Source organism: Acinetobacter sp. LMB-5, assembly GCF_001541635.1.
Lineage (GTDB): Bacteria > Pseudomonadota > Gammaproteobacteria > Pseudomonadales > Moraxellaceae > Acinetobacter > Acinetobacter pittii.
On the sequence record NZ_LRDR01000001.1, the window covers coordinates 66,979 to 89,919 of the forward strand.

At 39.0% G+C, this 22,941-nt stretch carries 20 protein-coding genes; 10 read left to right on the forward strand and 10 right to left on the reverse strand.

The window, feature by feature from the left end; all coding sequences use genetic code 11:
• Positions 1-58: 58 nt before the first annotated feature.
• The gene (locus tag AW165_RS00290; protein WP_060464662.1) at positions 59-637 is read left to right on the forward strand and encodes a flavin reductase family protein; all 579 of its coding nucleotides are present in this window, start codon (positions 59-61) and stop codon (positions 635-637) included.
• Positions 638-729: 92 nt separating this feature from the next.
• On the opposite strand, the gene AW165_RS00295 is transcribed toward AW165_RS00290, so the two are convergent.
• Positions 730-1,866, reverse strand: coding sequence for an acyl-CoA dehydrogenase family protein (locus AW165_RS00295; protein WP_060464915.1), 1,137 nt, complete (start codon positions 1,864-1,866; stop codon positions 730-732).
• A gap of 19 nt (positions 1,867-1,885) precedes the next feature.
• A complete protein-coding gene (locus AW165_RS00300) occupies positions 1,886-2,656 on the reverse strand; it encodes a 3-hydroxyacyl-CoA dehydrogenase (protein ID WP_060464663.1) in 771 nt (256 codons plus the stop codon).
• Positions 2,657-2,825: 169 nt separating this feature from the next.
• Here AW165_RS00300 and AW165_RS00305 point away from each other — a divergent pair, with 169 nt between their 5' ends.
• From AW165_RS00305 to AW165_RS00315, 3 genes are all read left to right on the forward strand, one after another.
• On the forward strand, positions 2,826-3,854 hold the full coding sequence (locus tag AW165_RS00305) for an AraC family transcriptional regulator (protein WP_060464664.1): 1,029 nt from the start codon (positions 2,826-2,828) through the stop codon (positions 3,852-3,854).
• 234 nt (positions 3,855-4,088) lie between these two features.
• Positions 4,089-5,063, forward strand: a complete 975-nt coding sequence (locus AW165_RS00310; RefSeq protein ID WP_060464665.1) for an aliphatic sulfonate ABC transporter substrate-binding protein — start codon at positions 4,089-4,091, stop codon at positions 5,061-5,063.
• 3 nt (positions 5,064-5,066) lie between these two features.
• The gene (locus AW165_RS00315; RefSeq protein WP_060464666.1) at positions 5,067-5,906 is read left to right on the forward strand and encodes an ABC transporter permease; all 840 of its coding nucleotides are present in this window, start codon (positions 5,067-5,069) and stop codon (positions 5,904-5,906) included.
• Positions 5,907-5,908: 2 nt separating this feature from the next.
• Here AW165_RS00315 and prmC read toward each other — a convergent pair whose 3' ends face one another.
• The 3 genes from prmC to AW165_RS00330 form a co-directional block, all read right to left on the reverse strand.
• Positions 5,909-6,724, reverse strand: coding sequence for a peptide chain release factor N(5)-glutamine methyltransferase (gene prmC / locus AW165_RS00320; RefSeq protein ID WP_060464667.1), 816 nt, complete (start codon positions 6,722-6,724; stop codon positions 5,909-5,911).
• The gene (prfA, locus tag AW165_RS00325) at positions 6,724-7,812 is read right to left on the reverse strand and encodes a peptide chain release factor 1 (RefSeq protein ID WP_002119588.1); all 1,089 of its coding nucleotides are present in this window, start codon (positions 7,810-7,812) and stop codon (positions 6,724-6,726) included. Before prfA ends, prmC begins: the two co-directional genes overlap by 1 nt.
• A 289-nt stretch (positions 7,813-8,101) precedes the next feature.
• Positions 8,102-8,941, reverse strand: a complete 840-nt coding sequence (locus AW165_RS00330) for a type 1 glutamine amidotransferase domain-containing protein (protein WP_060464668.1) — start codon at positions 8,939-8,941, stop codon at positions 8,102-8,104.
• Positions 8,942-9,060: 119 nt separating this feature from the next.
• Here AW165_RS00330 and AW165_RS00335 point away from each other — a divergent pair, with 119 nt between their 5' ends.
• From AW165_RS00335 to AW165_RS00355, 5 genes are all read left to right on the forward strand, one after another.
• Entirely contained in the window at positions 9,061-9,963 is a 903-nt protein-coding gene (locus tag AW165_RS00335) for a LysR family transcriptional regulator (protein WP_060464669.1), read from the forward strand.
• Positions 9,964-10,155: 192 nt separating this feature from the next.
• Positions 10,156-10,575 (forward strand): glycine zipper domain-containing protein, encoded by a 420-nt coding sequence (locus tag AW165_RS00340; RefSeq protein ID WP_005068514.1) that lies wholly within the window; start codon positions 10,156-10,158, stop codon positions 10,573-10,575.
• Positions 10,576-10,810: 235 nt separating this feature from the next.
• The gene (locus tag AW165_RS00345) at positions 10,811-11,317 is read left to right on the forward strand and encodes a hypothetical protein (RefSeq protein ID WP_002119687.1); all 507 of its coding nucleotides are present in this window, start codon (positions 10,811-10,813) and stop codon (positions 11,315-11,317) included.
• 133 nt (positions 11,318-11,450) lie between these two features.
• Entirely contained in the window at positions 11,451-12,452 is a 1,002-nt protein-coding gene (locus AW165_RS00350) for an LLM class flavin-dependent oxidoreductase (protein WP_060464670.1), read from the forward strand.
• 152 nt (positions 12,453-12,604) lie between these two features.
• Positions 12,605-13,168, forward strand: a complete 564-nt coding sequence (locus AW165_RS00355) for a hypothetical protein (protein ID WP_017398520.1) — start codon at positions 12,605-12,607, stop codon at positions 13,166-13,168.
• A 37-nt stretch (positions 13,169-13,205) separates the two neighbouring features.
• On the opposite strand, the gene pgaD is transcribed toward AW165_RS00355, so the two are convergent.
• From pgaD to AW165_RS00380, 5 genes are all read right to left on the reverse strand, one after another.
• Positions 13,206-13,664, reverse strand: a complete 459-nt coding sequence (gene pgaD, locus AW165_RS00360) for a poly-beta-1,6-N-acetyl-D-glucosamine biosynthesis protein PgaD (RefSeq protein WP_005073598.1) — start codon at positions 13,662-13,664, stop codon at positions 13,206-13,208.
• A complete protein-coding gene (gene pgaC / locus AW165_RS00365; protein WP_032004705.1) occupies positions 13,661-14,908 on the reverse strand; it encodes a poly-beta-1,6-N-acetyl-D-glucosamine synthase in 1,248 nt (415 codons plus the stop codon). The genes pgaD and pgaC overlap by 4 nt, the downstream gene beginning before the upstream one ends.
• Positions 14,908-16,734, reverse strand: coding sequence for a poly-beta-1,6-N-acetyl-D-glucosamine N-deacetylase PgaB (pgaB, locus tag AW165_RS00370; protein WP_060464671.1), 1,827 nt, complete (start codon positions 16,732-16,734; stop codon positions 14,908-14,910). Before pgaB ends, pgaC begins: the two co-directional genes overlap by 1 nt.
• The gene (gene pgaA, locus AW165_RS00375; RefSeq protein ID WP_060464672.1) at positions 16,734-19,172 is read right to left on the reverse strand and encodes a poly-beta-1,6 N-acetyl-D-glucosamine export porin PgaA; all 2,439 of its coding nucleotides are present in this window, start codon (positions 19,170-19,172) and stop codon (positions 16,734-16,736) included. Before pgaA ends, pgaB begins: the two co-directional genes overlap by 1 nt.
• 372 nt (positions 19,173-19,544) lie before the next feature.
• Positions 19,545-20,381 (reverse strand): pyruvate, water dikinase regulatory protein, encoded by an 837-nt coding sequence (locus AW165_RS00380; protein ID WP_002119749.1) that lies wholly within the window; start codon positions 20,379-20,381, stop codon positions 19,545-19,547.
• A 147-nt stretch (positions 20,382-20,528) separates the two neighbouring features.
• Here AW165_RS00380 and ppsA point away from each other — a divergent pair, with 147 nt between their 5' ends.
• Positions 20,529-22,916, forward strand: a complete 2,388-nt coding sequence (ppsA, locus tag AW165_RS00385; RefSeq protein WP_005803576.1) for a phosphoenolpyruvate synthase — start codon at positions 20,529-20,531, stop codon at positions 22,914-22,916.
• The last annotated feature ends 25 nt before the right edge of the window (positions 22,917-22,941 follow it).

Genomic DNA, 22,941 nt, shown 5'->3' on the forward strand with positions numbered 1-22,941 from the left:
TCTATCAAGCTTTCTGCAACAATAGAAATATCTATTTTCTTTATTACTTAGGCTAAATATGACCCAATCATATATTGCACCTGTAGAGTTAGAAAAAGCTTATCGTTTGTTAAATCATGGTCCAACTGTCCTAGTTTCTGCACAACATGGTGACGACCGTAATGTAATGGCTGCCGCTTGGGCATGTGCCTTAGAGTTCAAACCAGCCAAAGTCTCCGTTGTTCTCGACAAAAGTACTAAAACCCGACAGCTCGTTGAGCAAAGTGGCTATTTCACACTACAAGTTCCTTGCTATGCACAGCTTGATCTGACTCATCAACTTGGAACCATTAGTAAGTTGGATGATCCACAAAAACTTGAGCATTGTGGTGTTGAACTATTTTATCAAGAAGGTCTTACTAGCCCGCTTGTATCAGGTTGCATTGCATGGCTTGTCTGTAAACTTATTCCAGAACCTCATAATCAGTCGGCTCATGATTTATTTATTGGTTCTGTTGTGGGTGCATGGGCAGATAGCCGCGTTTTTAGAGATGGGCACTGGCATTTTCAAGATGCACCAAAAGAACTTCGCAGCCTGCACTATATTGCAGGTGGAACTTTTTATTTGATTGGTGAAGAAGTCAAAGCCCAAATTTAATCATTAAAAAGCGAGATTCATTTAATTGCAAAAAAACCGCATAACAATTGCGGTTTTTTTGCAGTCAACGACATTTTTTAAAAATCTAATATTTAAACTTGAGCCACTTCACGAGCAATCACCAAGCGTTGAATATCAGAAGCACCTTCATAAATCTGACTTACACGAACATCGCGATAAATTCTCTCTACAGGGAAATCACTCACGTAGCCATAACCACCATGAATCTGGATTGCATCCGAACACACTCGCTCAGCCATAGTAGATGCAAATAGCTTTGCCATTGAGGCTTCTTTTAAACAAGGCAGCCCAGCATCTTTTAAAGTTGCAGCATGCAAAACCAACTGATGCGCAGCTTCAATCTGGGTCGCCATATCAGCTAAACGGAAACCAACCGCCTGATGCTGAACTAATTCGACTCCAAAAGCTTTACGCTCATTTGCGTATTGGACAGCAGCATCAAAAGCAGCTCTTGCCATTCCAACCGATTGAGCTGCAATACCAATACGTCCAGCCGCTAGATTAGATAATGCAATTTTATAACCTTCACCCTCTTGTCCCACCAAATTTTCTATAGGAATTCGGCAGTCCTCAAAAGTAATAGTAGCTGTATCTGAAGCATGTTGGCCCATTTTGTCTTCAATACGAGTGACCAAGTAACCTTGTATATTGGTCGGTACAAGAAAACATGAGATTCCTTTTTTGCCCGCTTGTTTATCGGTGACCGCAAACACCAAAGCCACTTGGGCATTTTTACCACTGGTGATAAATTGTTTTACGCCATTGAGCACCCAATGGTCGCCATCGCGCTCAGCTTTACATAAAATCGCGCTCGCATCGGAACCGACATGTGGCTCAGTTAAACAAAAGCATCCTAGCCATTCGCCAGAGGCAAATTTTGGCAAATAGGTTTGTTTTTGCTGCTCTGAACCGTATGCCAGTGTAATACCGCAAATCAAAGAGTTTTGTACGCTTACAATTGTCGAAATAGCACCATCTCCTGCGGCAATTTCCTCAATTGCGAGTACCAAAGATACATAGTCCATTCCGGCACCGCCCCATTCATCGGGCACGGTCATCCCCATAGCGCCTAGTGCACCTAAATCTTTGAGTTCCTGAGCTGGAAATTCATGAGTTTTATCGCGATGTGCAGCAGTTGGTTTTAACTGATTTTGCGCATAGTTACGCATCATCTCCTGAACCATACTTTGTTCAGCATTTAAGATCATTTCAGCATCCTTATTTTTATTATTTTGCTGCCATACGAATTGCACCATCTAGACGGATGACTTCACCATTTAAGTAAGAGTTTTCAGCAATATGTGCCACCAAACGAGCAAACTCTTCTGGTTTTCCTAAACGAGATGGGTACGGCACCATTTGTCCCAAAGCATCCTGTACATTTTGTGGCATCCCCTTAAGCATTGGGGTTTCCATAATTCCCGGCGCAATGGTCATAATACGAATAGCATGTCGCGCAAGCTCACGAGCAATCGGCAATGTCATCGCAACAATAGCGCCTTTTGATGCCGAATAAGCTGCCTGACCAATTTGACCATCAAATGCTGCTACAGACGCAGTGTTTACAATCACTCCACGGTCTTCTTCACCTTCTTCAACCGTGTTTTTACTCATTGCATCTGCTGCAAAACGCAGCATGTTAAATGTACCTGTAACATTAATATTTAAAGTCTTTGAAAATAATGCCAAATCATGTACACCTTCACGACCCACTACTTTCGCAGAAGGGCCAATACCCGCACAGTTCACCAAACCATGCAAATGACCATGTTTTGTCAAAACATCCTTAAAGAACTGTTCAGCAGCAACTTCATCGGCCACATCAAGTTTTACAAAGTCAGCTTTTGGCCCCAACTGTTTTGCTTGTTGCTCACCTGCTTCTACATTCATGTCTACCAAGGTAACTGAAGCACCTTGTTGGACTAAATACTCAGCTGTTGCAGCACCCAAACCAGAGCCACCACCTGTAATGACAAAATGTTTCCCTTGAATTTTCATTATGTAATGTCCTATAGAAATGTTCTTTAAACTTAGTAGTGAGAGTAAAAGTTGTTGTTTTCCGATACAATTTCAAAAAGCCTCAAAATGTTTGCAGCTTTTGATCAATCCAAATTTTAAATATGCAGTATTTCACTTGAAATATATGAAGAAAATATGAGTCTTTGACATGGTTGTCCAATCATCTTTAAGTAAAGGCACAATTTCGATTGCACTAGTACATGAAGCACTGAGTGCGGCTTATGCCAAAGGCCTAAATATACAAATAATTCTAAATAAAGCAGGCATCCCCGCTGAATTACTGATGTCTCCAAAGGCACGTGTGCCTGTTACAACCTATGCCCAATTGTGGATAGAGCTTGCCAATGCCATGAACGATGAGTTTTTTGGGATGGATAGCCACCCCATGCGGCGTGGAAGCTATAAATTACTGACTAAACTCGTCAGTACGGCTGAAACTTTAGAAAAAGCACTCTACGATATTTTGAAGTTTTTTAACTTTGTTTTAGATGATATGCATGGAGAACTCATTCGAGAACAAGAAAAAGCTTATTTAGTGATTCATGATCATGAACAACCTAAACGTATGTTTACCTACGCAACCTTTTTAATATTAGTACATGGACTTATGTGCTGGTTGGTAGACCAGCGAATTGGTTTAAATACTATTATGGTACGTTGTGCTAAACCAAACGATATTCAGGACTATTTAGTTCGTTTTGGTGAAGATATTCAATTTAATGCTGAGATAAATCGAGTTGAGTTCGATGCCCACTATTTAGATATTAAAATTAAGAAAGATAAAAAAGCGCTTTATGATTTTTTAGAGCAAACTCCGCAAAATCTTTTAGTTCGCTTTAAAAATGAAAATGCCCTGAGTGTACTTATTCGTCGCCATTTATTGAAACTCCACCCTGCACAATGGCCCGAACTTAAAGATGTAGCTCACCAACTCAATATTTCAGAAGCCACCGTTCAACGTAGACTGAAACATGAAGGTGTAAGCTATCAACAAATTAAAAATGAAATCCGCTGTGATATTGCTGTTCAACGCTTAAGCAAAACGAATGACTCAATTCAAGATATTAGTGAAGATTTAAGCTTCCATGACCCAAGTGCATTTCACCGTGCTTTTAAAAAATGGACAGGTGTCAGCCCAGGTGCATATCGAGATAATTTAACTGGACACAAACAATAACATATACATCAAATGAAGCTTAGAACTTAAGCTTATGATCTTTATGTATTTTAAATTCAATATTTCAGATAAACGCTTTATTTAAAACTTAATAATATTCATAAAAACAGTGATTTATCATTTTATTCAAACTTTTATCTTTCAAACTGATTTATAAATCAAAATAACTAAGTTCATAAGCCTCTAAACACGTGAAAGGATGATCTCCTATTTCATTTCGGTTTTATTTTTATCATGTCTTTAAAATCAAAATTTTCTCTACCAAAGACTTTGTTGGCATCAACATTGGGGTTTGTATTTGCTTCATCTGCTTTTGCAGCAATTCCGACTACGCTTAAGCTTGATTATGCTTACTATGCACCAACTAGTTTAGTCGTTAAAGATCAAAAACTTCTCGAAAAAGCACTGCCAAATACCCAAATTAAATGGGTTTTTAGTCAAGGTAGTAACCGCTCATTAGAATATCTCAACAGTAACAGCATCGATTTTGCTTCTACCGCTGGATTAGCTGCTGTATTAAGTCGAGCGAATGGTAGTCCAATTAAAACGGTTTATGTACAAAGCCAACCGGAATGGACCGCGCTTGTTATCGCAAAAAATTCACCAATTAAAAGCCTGAAAGATTTAAAAGGTAAAAAAATTGCAGCCACCAAAGGAACAGATCCTTTCTTATTTACACTACAAGCACTAGACACTGTAGGCTTAAGTAAACGCGATGTACAACTGGTTCATCTACAACACCCAGATGGAATAACTGCATTAGAGCGTGGCCAAGTAGATGCTTGGGCGGGGCTTGATCCCTTAATGGCTTCAGCTCAAATTCAATCGGGTGCAAAATTGCTTTATCGTAATGTTGGATTTAATAGCTATAGCGTACTGAGCGTTAAAGAAGATTTTGCAAAGCAAAGCCCTGAAGCGGTAGAAGCCGTTATTAAAGCCTACGAACAAGCCCGAAAATGGGCAAAAGCCAATCCAGATAAAGTGGCAGCACTTTTAGCTCAAGAATCAAAACTTCCCCTACCTGTGGCTAAACTACAACTGAGCCGAACCAACTTTGATCAAAGCATTCCATCAGCAACTCAAGCACAAGCGCTAAAACGTTCTGGGAAAATTTTGACTGAAGAAGATTTGGTTAGAAAAGGCACTAATGTCAATCAAGTGGTTGATCAGTTGCTAGACCCACGTTTTGCTCAAAAAGTCGTGAAATAGTATATGAGTGATTCACTTAACAAAGCTGAGCTAAATCACTTCTTAGCTCAGCAGGCTTTAAAATCTCAGAAAAAGCATCTAAACCACAAATTTACACGGTGGTTTAAAGCGCTACTCATTCCACTCATCTTTTTAACGGCTTGTGAGTTTTTAGTCAGAAATGGCTATATCGATGCTTATCTACTCCCCACACCGTCTAGTTTATGGCAATCTTTTTTAGATTTAGCTCATAGCGACCTGTTTGCCCATATTTATATTAGTACATGGCGTGTTCTGTTGGGCTTTATTATAGGAAGCGGTTTAGGTTTAATTTTTGCGATTTGGGTTGGATTAAGTAAAGAAGCAGAAGCTTATTTAGAACCAACTTTTTCAGCAATTAAATCGATCCCAAGTCTTGCTTGGATTCCCCTGTTATTGCTTTGGTTAGGAATTGACGAAGGTTCTAAAATTACATTGATTGCAATCGGAGCATTTTTTCCAACCTATACCAATACAGTTGCAGCAACTCATAATGTAGATAGAAAGCTCATTGAGGTTGGAAAAGTTTATCGGCTCAATGCTTTCCAGCGGATTATATCTATTATTTTACCAGCAGCCTCTCCGGGCATTTTAACGGGTTTACGCAACAGCTTAAGTTTGTCTTGGATGTTTATGATTGCAGCTGAACTGATTGCAGCCACTCAAGGGATTGGCTATTTACTCAGTGATGGCCGAGAAACGTCTCGACCAGATATTGTTATCATTGCAATTATTTTATTGGCGCTATTGGGTAAAGTAACCGATACCTTAATGAAACTTATCGAAAACTGGTTATTACGTTGGCGAGATACACTACAAAAGTAATTTTAAATCCAGCATGCTAAAGTGACTCGATCATTTTGGCCATAGTCTTGAATGGTTTTAATCTCACTAAAACCATGCTCTGTGAAAATATCTCGAACTGCTTGTCCCTGATCATAACCATGCTCTAGTGCAATCCAGCCTTGCGGTTTTAACCAGTTTTTCCCTTGAGCAATAATAATTTCAATATCAGCCAGTCCCTGATGATCTGCAACCAATGCACGGCGTGGTTCTGTAGCCAAAGCTTGCATGTGTTCATCTTCAGGGTCAATGTACGGCGGATTAGAAACAATTAAATCAAACTTTTGTGGTTCAAGTGCGTCAAACCAAGCGCCGCAGGCAAATTTCACACGTTGCAAATCATGTGCTTGTGCATTTTCTTTTGCGACTTCTAAAGTAGGCGCATAAATATCAGTTGCCGTGACTTGCCAATCTGGACGTTCACTTGCTAATGCAAGCGCAATTGCACCTGTTCCCGTTCCCAAATCAACAATATTTGCAGTATTTGGCAAATTTAGATTTAAAACGGTTTCAACTAAAACTTCAGTATCTGGACGTGGCACTAAAGTATCAGACGTTACTTTTAAATCGAGCGTCCAAAATGGCTGTGAACCCGTCACATAAGCTAAAGGCTCACCATTTTGGATACGTTCTAGACCAGCCAAGTAATCTTGCTCTTGTTGGGCAGTTAACTCTTGCTCAAGTCTAAACTTTAATTCAAGCGAATTGATTTTTAGAAAATACTCAAGTAACCAAGCATTTTCTTGCCGTTCATAACTGTCAGGCTCACCACGAATTGCAAGCGCTTGAGCAATATTCATTAGCCGCCATTTTCCTGTGCAAGCATCGCAAGCTGATCTGCCTGATATTCACGATGTAAGCTATCAAGTAGTTCAGTTAAATCACCTTCCATAATCGCGTCTAACTTATATAAAGTTAGGTTAATACGGTGATCCGTCATACGGCCTTGTGGGTAGTTATAAGTACGGATACGTTCAGAACGGTCACCAGAACCAACCAAATCACGGCGCATCTCAGAAGTTGCTGCGTCGGCTGCTGCACGTTTTGCATTTTCTAAACGCGATACTAACAATGCCATCGCTTTAGCTTTGTTTTTATGCTGTGAACGTTCTTCTTGGCACTCAACCACTGTGCCGGTTGGAATGTGAGTAATACGCACCGCTGAATCGGTTTTGTTAATGTGCTGACCACCTGCACCAGATGCACGGTAAGTATCAATACGTAAATCTGCCGGATTAATTTCAACGTTGGTATCAACATCAATTTCAGGCAAGATCGCAACTGTACACGCTGATGTATGCACACGACCTTGTGATTCAGTGGCTGGAACACGTTGCACACGGTGAGCACCACTTTCAAACTTTAAGCGACCGTAAACGCCATCACCATCTACACGGCAAATAACTTCTTTAAAGCCACCATGCTCGCCTTCATTTTCAGAAAGGACTTCAATACGCCAGCCTTGTGTCTCGGCATATTTGCTGTACATACGGAACAAATCACCAGAGAAAATCGCAGCTTCATCACCACCTGTTCCAGCACGGATTTCTAAATAAGCCGCATTAGAGTCATTTGGATCTTTTGGAATCATCAAAATATTGAGCTGGCTTTCTAATTCTTCAAGCAATGTTTTATTGGCTTGAATTTCTTCTTCTGCCATATCTTTAAAGTCTGGGTCCGACTTCATCATTTCAGCAGTTTCAATGTCTTCTTCTGCTTGACGGTATTTGCCCCAAACTTCGGTAATTTCAGATAAATCACTATGTTCACGAGACAATTTACGGAAACGTTTGTTATCGGAGATCACTTCAGCATCTGCAAGCAATGCAGTAAGTTCTTCATGTCGATCACAGAGTTGATCAAGTCGTAAACGGAGTGACGCTTTCATAAGAGGAAATATCTCAAAAGTCCAAAAAGCTTATCGAAGGCTATGTAAGTATAGAAGATAAGCAAAATCGTAAAAATAGCGCATAGTTTACAGATTATGCTGCTTAAATGACATATATAATCAGCCAATTCATCAACTTTCCCAATAAGTAGAAGCGTATAAATATAATGATTTCGAATAAGATTTATTACTTGCCTATAATTTGGCTGTTCTGTAGAAAATAATAAGTTATATTTTCCCTCTATATGACAATAGAGGCTTTGTTTAAAAAACCTCTTTGCCAGCCTACTTATTTTAATTTTTCTAATAAGGTTTTGCCCACCAAAACAGCCGACGCTGGATTTTGTCCTGTAATAAGTTCACGGTCCACTACTACGTTTGGAGTCCATGCAGTGGTATTACTTTGATACTTAGCGCCAAGTGACTGTAAAGCCGTTTGTGGATAAAACTTCATTTCTCCACCTTTTAATAAAGCTTTAGCCTGCTCTTCTTCCTGATTACTAATCACCGTCATTCGATAATTTTTATAAATCCATTCGCCAGTTTTTACTGGCTTGCCTTGTTCGAGTTGACCAACTACTTCCGAGGCATTAGGTAAAGTAGACATCAATGCAATAGGACCATGACAGACCAACGCAGTAGGTTTACCAGCTTTATGGAAAGCTGTAAGTACTTTTCCAAGTTGTTTATCTTTTAATAGATCTTGCATAGGTGCATGCCCACCTGGAATATAAATAGCATCAAACTGACCCACACCAATTTGTTCAATACGAGATAGGCTCACAACTGGAGAATCTTGAGCAGATGTTAATTTTAGATCATGCAATAAATCTGCATATTGCTTTAATGCTTTTTCGTCTTGATTAAAATACATCGCACTATTTGATGACTCATCTAACGTCGGGGCTTTCCCTTTTGGTGTAGCGAAAGTTACTGTGTGCCCTGCATCTAAAAGCATTTTTGTAGGCTGCATTAACTCATTTAAATAAAAGCCTGTTTTAAAAATATGGCCATTTTTTAGCTCTAGCTGCCCCTCATCAGACAATACAACTAATACATGAGCGGCATTTACACTTAATGCTGCTGAAGCGGTAACTACTGCAAGCATTATTTTATTTAGAGATTTCATTATTTAACCTTCATTCCAGCCTTGTGCTGGATTTACAACTGGGATGGATATATTCTATTTTTGCCAGCAAGGTAGAAAAACAACCACATTTACAAATCTTTTTTGCGTTTGAGGACAAAATGTCTCGTCAATTTGACCATCTTGCCGATATTGAAGTGTTTTTAATTGTGGCTGAGAAGCTTTCTATTAGTGCAGCTGCAATTTATTTAGCAACAACTCCTTCAGTCATTAGTAGAACAATTACGCGGCTAGAGAAAAAACTTGGCATTCAGTTTTTTAGAAGAACAACTCGTCATTTGAGCCTGACTGAAGCTGGTCAACTTTATTATGAAAAGATGCAACATGCATTTCAGTTAATTGACCATGCAGAGCGTGCTATTCAAGGTAAGCAACTGCAAATTTCCGGCAAAATTAAATTAAGCGTACCCACTACCTATGGACACTATCGCCTTCCAGAATTACTACAAAAATTTCTTTTGCAATATCCAGATATTCAAATTGAAGTCAGTATTTCTAATCGAAACGTCGATTTAATTGCGGAAGGATTTGATTTAGCTATTCGTCAAGGTCAGCTTCCTAGTAGCACTCTCATTGCCAGACCTTTGGAGCTTGCCCCTCTTCAACTTGTTGCTTCACCCGATTATTTAAAACGTATGGGTGTTCCTCAAACTTTGGAAGACTTAAACCATCACCAATGTATTGCCTTTGAATTACCGAGCACGGGTAAGGTTACTCCATGGTTTTTTAAAAATGGTGATAATGAAATTCAATGGATACCATCAAATCGGATTTTAGTAAAAGAAGATATTTTGGGAGTAGTTTCTCTTGCTGAAAGTGGATTAGGAATATGTCAGAGTTATAGCTTTATTGTTAATGAAAAGATCCGACAAGGAAAATTGCAGCCCGTACTTGAGGGTTATGCAGGTCACACACGGCCCTTTTCTTTACTGTACGCACAACATAAACATATGTCGTCTGCGACAAGAGCTTTAATAAATTTTCTATGTTCTGATCATGAGTAACCCCTTCAAAACTAAATAAAGCTTAATTTATCTATATGAGTATTAAATATTCTATTTTAATAGAAAACATACAAACCAGACACTAAACTGCAATAATCAAAAGATGGTTCTCCATATTTGGGGAGAAGTGTTTTGTTACATTTGCCGTAACAAAAGATATAGGGTCCTGCAACTAGGGACACGGAGTCAAAAATGAAATTAAATGCTTGGTTATGTAGCGCTGTTCTAGCAACTTCAATGGTTACTGTGGCACATGCTGACAATACAACACATGTAGCAGCCGCTTCTGCTTTAGGTAGCGTAGCAGGTACTGCAATTGGTAAAAGCATGGGCGGTACATCTGGCGCAACAATTGGTGCTGCTTTAGGTGGTGCTGGTGGTGCAGCTGTTGCAAGTGATCGTCGTAACCGTACTGAATCTGCGATTGGCGGTGCTCTAGGTGGTGGTGCTGGTTATACGGTTGGTAAAAGCATGGGCGGTACAAATGGTGGTTATGTAGGCGCTGCTTTAGGTGCTGCGGGTGGTTCTGCTTTGGGTAATAAAATCTCTAAAGACCGTGATGCAGACAGATCTTCTAAGCACTGGAAGAAAAAACACCGTCGTCATCACTAATTAAGCTGATGAAGCAATTTTAAGCACCTTCGGGTGCTTTTTTATTGTGATGAAGTTATACCCTCATATTTCGTATGCTCATGATTTATCCACAAATTAATACAAACACTACAAACAGACACAAAACACTTGTATCACCCTTGGGGTTCTCCATAATTATCACGAAATTTTTTATTACATTTACCCCAAGATAAAGATAACTGTCCTTCCAGTAAAAAGGACATGGAGTTCTACGATGAAAATGAATATTTGGTTGGCTAGTGCATTAATTGCAACATCTTCTATGGTAACAGTTGCACATGCTGACAATGGTACACGTGTTGCTGCAACCTCTGCTTTAGGTAGTGTAGTGGGTACTGCAATTGGTAAAAGTATTGGTGGTACCTCAGGTGCAACAATCGGTGCTGCTTTAGGTGGTGCTGGTGGTGCAGCAGCAGCAAGTGATCGTCGTAATCGTACAGAAGCTGCAATTGGTGGTGCTTTAGGTGGTGGTGCTGGTTATACAGTCGGCAAAAATATGGGCGGCACCAACGGTGGATACATCGGTGCAGCAGTAGGTGCAGCTGGTGGTTCTGCATTAGGTCGTAAAGTTGCTGAAGATCGTAACTACGATGACCGTTATGACCGTGATCGTTACGATCGTGATGACCGCAGATATTACGATGGTGACCGTCGTTATTACAAAGGTGGTAGCCGTCGCCATGACAATGGCTTACACCGTGGTTGGTATAAAAACCGCTAATTCACAGATAAATCAAAAGAGCACCTTCGGGTGCTTTTTTATTGATAGCTAAAAATTAATATCGAAAAAAAACGATATACATCACACCCTATATATCGTATTATTTCGATATATCCTTATTCGAGAATATCGCATGCGATCACTTCAAGATACCAAGTTCTCTATTTTGGAACTTGCTCCTATTCGTAATGATAAAACCATCGAATTCTCATTACGTCACGCATTAGAATTGGCACAACATGCAGAAAAACTAGGTTATGAACGTTTCTGGCTTGCTGAACATCACAACATGGATGGTATCGCAAGTTCCGCTACGGCCGTCTTACTTGGTTTTATTGCAGCACATACACAACATATTCGCTTAGGTTCAGGGGGAATTATGCTTCCTAACCATGCCCCTTTAGTTGTCGCAGAACAGTTCGGGACGCTTGCTACTTTATATCCAAATCGTATTGAACTTGGTTTAGGCCGTGCTCCCGGTACAGATCAACTCACCATGCGAGCTTTACGTCGTGGTCATCAAGAAACAGAAGATCAGTTTCCTAGAGATGTTGTCGAAATCTTAAAATATTTCGATGTACCTCAAGCAGGACAAAAAATTATTGCAACACCAGGGCAAAGCACCCATGTTCCTGTTTGGTTACTTGGATCTAGCCTATTTAGTGCACAACTCGCGGCAAAACTTGGACTTCCTTACTCATTTGCATCACATTTTGCCCCACGTATGTTAGGCCAAGCGATTCAACTTTATCGGGAGAACTTTGAACCTTCTGAGTACCTAGATAAGCCATATGTTTCAATGGGTGTGCCTGTTGTCGTTGCAGATACAGATGAAGAAGCACAATTTTTAGCAACTAGTGCTTACCAACGCGTATTAGGTTTAATCCGTGGTGAAAGCTTGAAGCTGAAACCACCAGTTGAATCAATGCAGGGATTATGGAATACAGCAGAACAACTTTCTGTCGAAAACTTCTATGGAATGGCGCAAATTGGTTCTGTAGATACGGTTCGCTCTGGCTTACAAAAGTTATTAGCGACATACGATGTTGATGAATTTATTTTTACATGCGATGTATACGATACAGCTAAACGTTTAGAAAGCTTTACACAACTCATGAATGTAAAAACAGGATAATAAAATTCTACTTCAAGCTCCCATACTTGAATTGATTTCGAGTATGGGATGACCATCTATCTGAAAAGACTTTACCCCAACTTCCTGCTTGGTTATTTATATTAAAACGATAAAAACATCATGATTTAAAAAACCAAAAGGACTTTTGGAAAATGAGTATTAATATTAAAAATAACACTTCAAAATCAGTAATTTTTCAGAATATCTCTCAAGATTTCGAAGATTTTACTGGTCAAGTGATTTCCTCAACATCAATTAAAGAGTTTGACTTTTCACATTCATCTGTCGCGATTATTGGTACAAATCAAGATAGCGTGACTCACCTTGAAAAAATCTGTCAGCAAGCAAAATTTGTGACTGTCTTCCAAATCACCCCTCATTTTATTTTGCCCCATAGTCAGATGGGTACACATAAGTTAATTACTCACCCACTTATTATCAAAAACCGCAGGTTATTTAACAATCGTGTTAAAAGCATTTTGGCATTACGTTTTCTAGAAACTCAAGTAAACGAACCATGGCTTAAGCGTCTTTTGACTCCCAATACTGCAACCACCAAAAAAGTATTTTTTAAATCCGACAGTTATTATGCAGCACTTCAAAAACCCAACTGTAAATTGCAAACATGGCCAATTGTTAAAATTACCAATACATCAGTTCACAGCATGGATGGTATAGAACAACCTGTTGATATTATTATCAGAGCAATCCCATAAAAGTAAAAAAGCATGGTTTTAGGCCATGCTTTTTTATTTACTCATATTTTTGCAAATTACCATGATCATCGTAATGCAAAATGATGCGCTGTTTTTCTTGCAAATCATTTAGCATGTCGGAAGTAACTGAAAATTGGGCCGCTAATAATTCTACAGAACTATTAGGTGCCTTAGCACGTCGGTCCTCACCACTAAACCTAATCCAGTTATAACTTGCCCATAAAATTAAAATAAGCGCGCTAATTCCGATCATTAATGCTAAATGTAATAAGGTCTTAACTTCTGATAAGTGGTCTACCCAGACGTAATCATAAATTAAGTGACCTTCAAAAACCCATAAAAACAGTGAAACCAATGGGAAAAGCAGCCACATTAAACAAATCCAGCCAATGGTTTGTAATGTATAGTTTGCTGTTTTATTTTTGACATATTCCGGCTGATCAATATATTCAGGGATATCTAAAGTCTCTATATCCTTATTTTCCTCAAGTTTCATGGGTTATCTCCACGGAAGCCTCGGTCTGGACTTACCCAACGGGCACGTTTTTTTGTGTTAAATAAAGTTTTTGGTACCGCAACGACACTCGTGAACAAAGTCAGTAGCCAGAAAAATAACGGGTACCAAATCACCCAAAAGTAATTTCTAAAAAAACGCCCTCGGTCATAACGATGATCAATCCACAAACTCACTAAAAACTGGATCAAACATGTTCCGCCTAGTATTACACCGTACCACTGCGGCATAAGCGTTTTGATCTGCCATTGCTGAGGCAGTTCAACAAATAATCCAACAAAAAATAGCGTGAAGATCATGATCATCACATAAGACCAGATAATACTGACTAGCGCCTCAATCATGACCGGCCACATTCTTCGAACACGCAGTTTGAACATTTGTGGAATATATTCTATAAGAACCTCTACCCCACCTTGCGCCCAGCGAAGACGCTGTTTCCATAGACCTTTAAATGTCTCAGGCATATAGATATAACAAAGTGCTTGTGGAATATACTGAATATCCCAATGGTCGAGCTGTAACTTCCATGAAATATCAATATCTTCGGTAATTTTATCGTCTGACCAAAACCCGACTCGAACGAGTGCAGTTTTACGAAATGCTGCAATCACACCAGATACGGTAAAAATACGACCATATGTACGTTGTGCACGTTTAATCAAACCAATAATCGAAGAAAACTCACCAACTTGTAATTTTCCTAAAATACTAGATCGGTTTAAAATTCGTGGATTACCAGTTACAGCACCAATTCGTGGGAAGTTAATAAATGGTTGCATTAACCAAAGTACCGCATGCGGATGCAACAACGCATCTCCATCGATACAAACAAGATATTCGTATTTACTAACCAGTACTCCCGATCTTAAAGCTACAGCCTTACCCTGATTTTCTGCTAAGTGTACAACCCGAAGTCGTGAATCTTGCGCTGACAATTCATCTAGAATTTCGGCGGTCCTATCACTACTTCCGTCATTAACAGCAATGACTTCAAAATTAGGATATTTGGTTTGTAGCGCATAACGAATTGTTTGGCGTACTTGCGCTTCTTCGTTAAAACACGGAATGATGATACTGCATCCTTCACCTGTAGGTTCAGGAAGCGCTTGTTCGCGGTATTCTCTTTTAAAGAAAAACCAAAGTCCCCCTACCATCCATGTCCAAGCCATCAGTAAGGGATATAAAAAGGCAAAAGCAAACAGAATATCGAGTAATACTCTCATTACTTTTTCCCCTCTACCAATCCAGCAAAAGGCTGATACATCACAGGGCTAGCATTCAGACTAAGCGGATTATATAAGTACTGATGCACATCTTTTGATTTTTCAAAGTCATAGCCATCAATACCGAATTTCTGGATTCCTATTCGCTGAATAGAAAAAAGCCCTTGCTGAACCTCTTCCCAAGCATTTTTTTGCGAATTTTCTGGTAATACTAAAGTCAGCATTATTCTTTGCTTATCATTTTGATCAAGTGTATTTAAGAGCGTTAACAACTGATTAAATTGTTTTTTCTTACCAATCACATCAAACTTCAAATTGACTAAGTCATGTTGCATTAAAAGTGTTTTTATAAGCTCAGGTAGATTTTCGATATGGTCTAAATCAGGTGTAAGTAATAAACTAAACTGTGCCTGATTACTCATATTTAAATAAGGCTTGACCGCTTTTTTAGTCAATTGACTCAGTTGTTCGAACTGTTTTGATTGTTCAATACAACTGCTTTCTTGCACAGATATTTTTTGCATTGCGCAATTTAAAGATGATCCAGCATTAAGCTGAACACCGCTTAAATTACTGTTAAAACGCGCAATATCTTTAGCCAAATCTACAGTTAGAAATGGTTTATCTTTTTGCGGATAAGCAGGCAACTCTAATATTACAGATTGACCAGCACGAGTTTGAGCCTGCCATAAACTACGGTTTAAAATATCTTGTTGAACAGACATTTTATTTGTAGGGAAATAAGCGACATCATATTGCCCATCTCCATCTTTGTCTTCTAAAGGCTTTAAGATTAAAGCGTTGTTTTTTAAGCTATACAGTTTTGATAATAACTGCCCAAGTTTTTCATCAGTTTGAGTATTGTGCTGCGCTGCTAACTGCTTTAAATCCATACTCACAAAATGACGTGGTTGCTTAAATAAATCTGACTCTTCGAAGTTCAGAATATTTAACATGCCCTCTGTCAGTTGTTCAGCTGTTGGGTTATCAATGACTAAGCTACGTTTAAAAGTTGAGTCACTTACGCGATTCATACCATCACGTCCCAAACTGAATGAAAACTGGAAACCCGCCTGTTGTGCTAGCTTTTCCAACTGTTCATTCACGGCGCCATATGGCCAAATAATTGCTTTAGGATTAACCCCTACTTCTTTTTTTAAAACTGCATAAGATTTTTTTAAATCCTGCAAAATGCGTTGTTGATATTCTGCATCGGTTTCATAACGTGATTGCGATTTTAAATAGGCATAAGAAGTAGCAGCAGGTTGCTCATTGCCTTGAGGATTGGCTAATACCCCATGATGTAAATCATCGCTATGGCTTGCAAACTCGGCTAACCCAGATGCTTGCATTTCACGAACTTGAGCCCAGTTCACCAAGTTACCTTGTCCATAGGCTTCATAACCCGCTTTTGTATTACCATTTAACCAACTTGTTGGAAGCGCAAAAACTGCTGGAATCTGATATTGCTTCAGCAAAGGAAATACTCGGCTATAGCTACTTAAAGCACCATCATCAAAGGTCAGTAGAATAGAGTTATGAGGTAATTCTTTACCTTGCTTACGTGCCTCTTCAATGTCTTTTAGACGAATCGGTTTCCAGTCCGACTGGCTAAGCCAATCGAGAAACTGTGCCAGATTATTGGTCTGAATCGCATAAATATCGCGGTCACCTTCCTTGAGTACGTCATCTCGCACATCATGAAAAGTTAAAGAAACCGTATGGTTTTTTGGTAGTTCAGTTTCAATGCGGGCATAGGCAAATTGTACGGGTAATAACGTTGAGGCAAACACACAGCTCAACATTTTTGACATCATGTTATTCATTAAAAACGCCCTTCAAATCCGAAAATACCGTAGGTATGTTGTTCATCATGACCATCATATGGATGGTATTGCCAACCAATTCCATAATTAAGTTGCCAAGTCCGTGAGAGCTGCCATTGATGTTGATATTGCAAAGAATATGTTGGTCGAGCTGAGTAATCTGCTTGTTTATAAAGTCCAACTCCAGCTTCAAAATGCTGTTTAAATGAGCGTTCGTACTCTCGCCAAGTGACCCAGTCATGGCTTAAATTCAGCTCAGCACTGTAATGATTACTTGGGCTAAAGTAAGCGGTCTGATCCTGACTATTGCTGCCATAAAATCCACGAACCGTTCCATAGGTAATATGATGAGGCGCATCAAATAACCGCTCGCGCCAGAAAGTCGAAAACTCTTGTTGTTTATTACCGTCACTTATATCGGTTAAGCCATAACTCGCCCCAATTTGGCGTGACTCATCTTTTTGCCATGTCAAAGCAGCGCGGTAAGCTTGTCCATCCTCACCAGCATCAATTGCTTGTAATGGAATATTAGCCCGACTGTCATATTGCAATTGATACTGCCAATGATCGTTTAACCATTGCGACCAATCAAGACGAACACCTGCTTGGCCACCCTCTGTACTTTGTGACAAAATTGCCGACAATGCCTTACGGTTTGCTTGCCACTCAGCACCAACCCCATAACGTTGGTCATGCACATCACCAAAACGGTATTCTCCGTAACGATCTTGATGCCAAGCAAATAGACGATAATTATCTTTAATCCAAGGGCTATTAATACGAGTTTCCATTTCTCGATCTTTTAAGCCATTTTGCCCACTCACAGAATCGCTATTTTCTGCTTTACTCTGGCCCCAAGTCGTTGAGTGCGAGATGGTTGCTCTATCACGATCATCCAACTCTTTTCGACTTTTAATTACACCGCTATCTTCAGGATAATATTGCAAAAGACTTTCTGTACTTTTGCGCCATTCAGGAATATTCCCTAAAGCCTGAGCATTTTGCATTTGATTAATACGCGTATCTTTAGCAACGGGTGTTAAACCATTTAAACGAGCAATTGTTTGCTTTGCCTGTAACGGTTTATCTCTCCAGCGCTCAACACGAGCAAGGTTATTAATTAAACCTTCGTTAGCAGGTGCAAGATCTACTTGTTTCTGAAAATGCTTTTCTGATTTATCTAAATGATTTGCATAGGCTAAATGCATGCCTTGTAAAGCAATATAATCATCACGATCAGGATGGCTTGATTTATCTACTCCCTTGGCTTGGCTATATTTATATGTAGGAATCAATCGATCAACTTCATTCAAAAGTTGTTCAGCTTGTTTATATTTTTCTTGTTCAATATAAGAATAATAAAGCCCCGTATATACCGTCATATCTGAGTAGTTTTTTTCGGTAAGTAAGGTTTTAAATGCGAGTTCAGCCTGCTTAGGTTGTCTTTCAGCTAAATAACTATCCGCAATCGCATGACGAATATAAGCCGGTAGCTTTTCTAACGGTACATTTAATTTAGTAAATTCATCTAATACCGTACGGCTACGCCCACGAAAGTCCAAAGCATACAAATAGTCATAATGAAATCTTAAATAATTAGGGTCTGACGATTGAATCAAAGGCTGTATTTGCTCACCTTGTTTCAACACAGCATCAAGCTCGGCAAAGCCTTCACTGTCCGACATGCCTTCACGATTCAAATATTTATAGCGGGTAATTGCGTTATTTACACGTTGAGAAAACTCGCTGACTTGTAACCAGTGTTGTAACAATTCTGTTTGCGCATTTTTATCACTGGCAGTCAGCAACTGCTGAGCTTTTTTATAAGCGCCTACAGCCGCCAAGTCGTAACTATATTCTTGCAAAACCGCAAAAGATTTTGGTTGCTGTTGATAAGCTTGCTCGATTGCAGATAAAGCATCTACAGGTGAATTAATAAGTCGATATGCATAAGCAATTTGAACAAATTGATCAGCTGTAAGATTTTTACTCTTAATACCAGATAAATGCACCTTAGCATTTACAGGGTCTTTAGCCTCAGCATATAGAACAGCTAATAAAATCTGCCCATTAGATGTCTTTTGAATATTAAATTTATTCGACCACTCAATTGCATCTTTAAAGTGTTTAAAATCACGAAAATTACGTATTAATGGTAGTTGCCCATATTCTGGAAAATTCACATAATTAACATTTGCTAAATGCTGAGAAAAGGTTAATAAATCTCTTTTTTCACTTGACATGACAACTAAATAATCAGCTAGTAATTTTTGGTCATGCGGGTACTTATTTAGCAATTGTTCTAATTGCAATATTGCTTGTTGAGTTTGCCCAGTTTTGTAAGTGTGAATAGCTTGCTCTCGCAATTCATCTACTTGAGCAGCATATAAATTAAGAGGCAAGATATATACCAATGAAAAAACACATTTTTTTAGCATTTTGATAATCGGATAGTCCCATATCGAGGTGGGAAATTATAATTAAAATAAAAAATCAATCACACAAAGTAAAAATAGTGTGACTTATTTAACATTTTCAGTTATTGAATATTTTTTTACATAGTTTTTCTAAATAGTTAGCAAAATTAAATAATTAGAGTTTTCGCCCAATTTCAAATTTATACATTTCTTTTCAATATTGTTATTTTATTTCACAATAGGCTTGTAAAAACTCAACAGCCTGATAACTAATAAAAACCTTTTAATAACTTTTTGTTTTATATTTAAAACTTTTCTGTGTTATTTATAACCATTCAATTTACTCATTATTAAATATATAAATTGAATGGTTAAAATAAACATTTGATTAAATTAACCAATACGGCGTTTTAATCCCGTCATTTGTAAAATACGAGTTGAAATCTCTTCAATCGACATTTCGGTTACGTTTAAATATTTAATGCCTTCTGAAATATAAATCCCTTCAATTGCTCTTAGCTCCATTTGGCATTGGCTAAAACTTGCATAACGGCTATTCGCTTTACGTTCACTACGAATTGCGACCAAACGCTCAGCATCAATCATCAAACCAAATAACTTGCTACGATGAGCTCTTAATACTGCTGGTAACCGGTTGTCATCTAAATCTTCTTCAGTTAACGGGTAGTTTGCAACACGAATACCGAATTGAAGAGATAAGTAAATAGAAGTCGGTGTTTTACCCGAACGGGAAACTCCAATTAAGATTAAATCCGCTTTATCATAATGACGAGTACGTGCCCCATCATCATTATCAAGCGCAAAATGAACAGCATCGATACGGGCTTTATAATATTCAGAATCGGTTACCGCATGAGTCTGCCCGACCAATGTTGTTGGTGGTGTTCCAAGCTCTTGTTCAAGTTTACTAATTAAACCTTCAAACACATCCAGATTAACCGCTTTAGCCGTATTAATAATCTCTCGCACATGCGGATCGACTAAAGTATCAAATACTAAAGGTAGGCAACCATCTTTGGTTTGGCATCGATTAATCTCAACCACCACATCCATTGCCGCCTCTTCAGTTGTAATATACGGCATGATGTGAATATCAAAATCTACATTGGGAAATTGTGCTAATAACGAATGTCCAAGAGTCTCGGCAGTAATTGCAGTTCCATCAGAAATAAAAAAAACACTCCGCTTAAATTGTTTACTTTCTGACATTAAAATTCTCCTTAAACATTTGTCTTAGTGCTATATAATCTTTATAGTAAACTGATCTTACATGACTGTCGCTTAGTATAATTCTCAACTAAGCACTTTATTTTTATAATTTCATGCCAAGATAGACATTAATACTGCAAAAGTGGAGTGAAAACTTTGGAAGCGCGCGTAATCGGTCTAGAAAAATTAGGGAAACACGATGTCGAACTCGTAGGTGGGAAAAACTCATCTTTGGGTGAAATGATCAGCCATTTATCAAATGCTGGTGTATCGGTACCTGGTGGCTTTGCAACTACTGCTGCTGCCTATCGTGAGTTCTTAGACCAAAGTGGTCTTAACGCTCGAATTCAAGCAGAACTTGCTCAACTCAACGTCGATGACGTAAATGCTCTTGCAGAAACAGGCGCTAAAATTCGTCAATGGATTGTAGAGACTCCACTCACTGCAACCTTAGAACAAGAAATTCGCGCCGCTTTTACAGCACTTTCTAACGGCAACCCTGATATCGCGGTTGCCGTTCGTTCATCTGCAACTGCTGAAGATTTACCAGATGCTTCTTTCGCGGGTCAACAAGAAACTTTCTTGAATATTCGCGGTATTGATAACGTACTTATTGCGATTAAAGAAGTATTTGCTTCTTTATATAATGACCGTGCAATTTCTTACCGTGTGCATCAAGGTTTTGATCATGACATCGTTGCACTTTCAGCGGGTGTTCAGCGTATGGTTCGTTCTGAAACTGGCGCTGCGGGTGTAATGTTTACACTTGATACAGAATCTGGTTTCCGTGATGTTGTATTTATCACTGCCTCTTACGGTTTAGGTGAAATGGTTGTACAAGGTGCCGTTAACCCAGATGAGTTTTACTTATCTAAACCATTATTAAATGCAGGAAGACATTCTGTTTTACGTCGTAACCTTGGCTCTAAACACCAAAAAATGATTTATGGTGAAGAAGGTTCTGCGGGTAAATCTGTTGTTGTTGTTGATGTTGAAAAACAAGACCGTCAACAATTCGCTTTAAATGACCATGAGTTACAAGAGCTTGCAAAACAAGCGCTTATCATTGAGCAGCATTACGGTGCGCCAATGGACATCGAATGGGCAAAAGACGGTGATGACGGTCAAATTTATATTGTTCAAGCCCGTCCTGAAACTGTAAAAAGCCGCCAAAATGTAGGCACTATGGAACGCTACCTTCTCAAACAAAGAGGTACTGTTCTTTGTGAAGGTCGTTCAATTGGTCAACGTATTGGTTCTGGTAAAGTCCGTATTGTTAACTCAATTAAAGAAATGGACAAAGTTCAAGAAGGCGACGTTCTTGTATCAGATATGACCGATCCTGACTGGGAACCGGTAATGAAACGTGCTGCTGCAATTATCACTAACCGTGGTGGTCGTACATGTCACGCAGCAATTATTGCACGTGAACTTGGTGTACCAGCGATTGTTGGTTGTGGGAACGCAACAGAAGTATTAACTGATGGCCAGGAAGTAACTGTTTCTTGTGCTGAAGGTGATACAGGTTTCATTTACGAAGGTGCTTTAGATTTTGAAGTTCAACGCAACTCAATCGAATCTATGCCTAAGCTTTCGTTCAAAATTATGATGAACGTAGGTAACCCTGACCGTGCATTTGACTTTGCTCAAATTCCAAATGAAGGTATTGGCCTTGCTCGTCTTGAGTTCATCATTAACCGTATGATCGGTGTGCACCCTAAAGCCCTACTCAACATTGATAGCCTACCTCGTGAAACTCGTGCTGCGGTTTTAACTCGTACAGCGGGTTATGCTTCACCTGTAGATTTCTATGTTGAAAAATTGGTTGAAGGTATTGCGACTCTTGCTGCTGCATTTGGTGACAAGCCAGTGATCGTTCGTATGTCTGACTTCAAGTCAAACGAATACGCAAACTTAATTGGTGGTAAGTTATACGAGCCTGAAGAAGAAAACCCGATGCTCGGTTTCCGTGGTGCAAGCCGTTATGTATCTGATAACTTCCGTGATTGTTTCGAATTAGAATGTCGCGCACTTAAGAAAGTTCGTGATGAAATGGGTCTAACCAATATTCAAATCATGATTCCTTTTGTACGCACAGTATCTGAAGCGAAACGTGTTATTGAATTACTTGCACAAAATGGCTTAAAACGTGGTGAGAACGGCTTAAAAGTAATCATGATGTGTGAATTACCAACTAACGCTCTGTTAGCTGAACAATTCTTAGAGCACTTCGATGGTTTCTCTATTGGTTCTAATGACTTAACTCAGTTAACGTTAGGCCTTGACCGTGACTCAGGTATTGTTTCACACTTATTTGATGAACGTGATGCAGCTGTTAAAGCTCTTCTTTCAATGGCAATCCATGCCTGCCGTAAAGCAGGTAAATATGTAGGTATCTGTGGTCAGGGTCCTTCAGACCATCCAGATCTTGCAAAATGGTTAATGGAACAAGGTATCGAATCTGTCTCTCTTAACCCAGACTCAGTTTTAGATACATGGTTCTTCCTTGCTGAAGAAAAAATCAAGCAAATCTAATATGTTATAAAAAAAGGCCCATCCG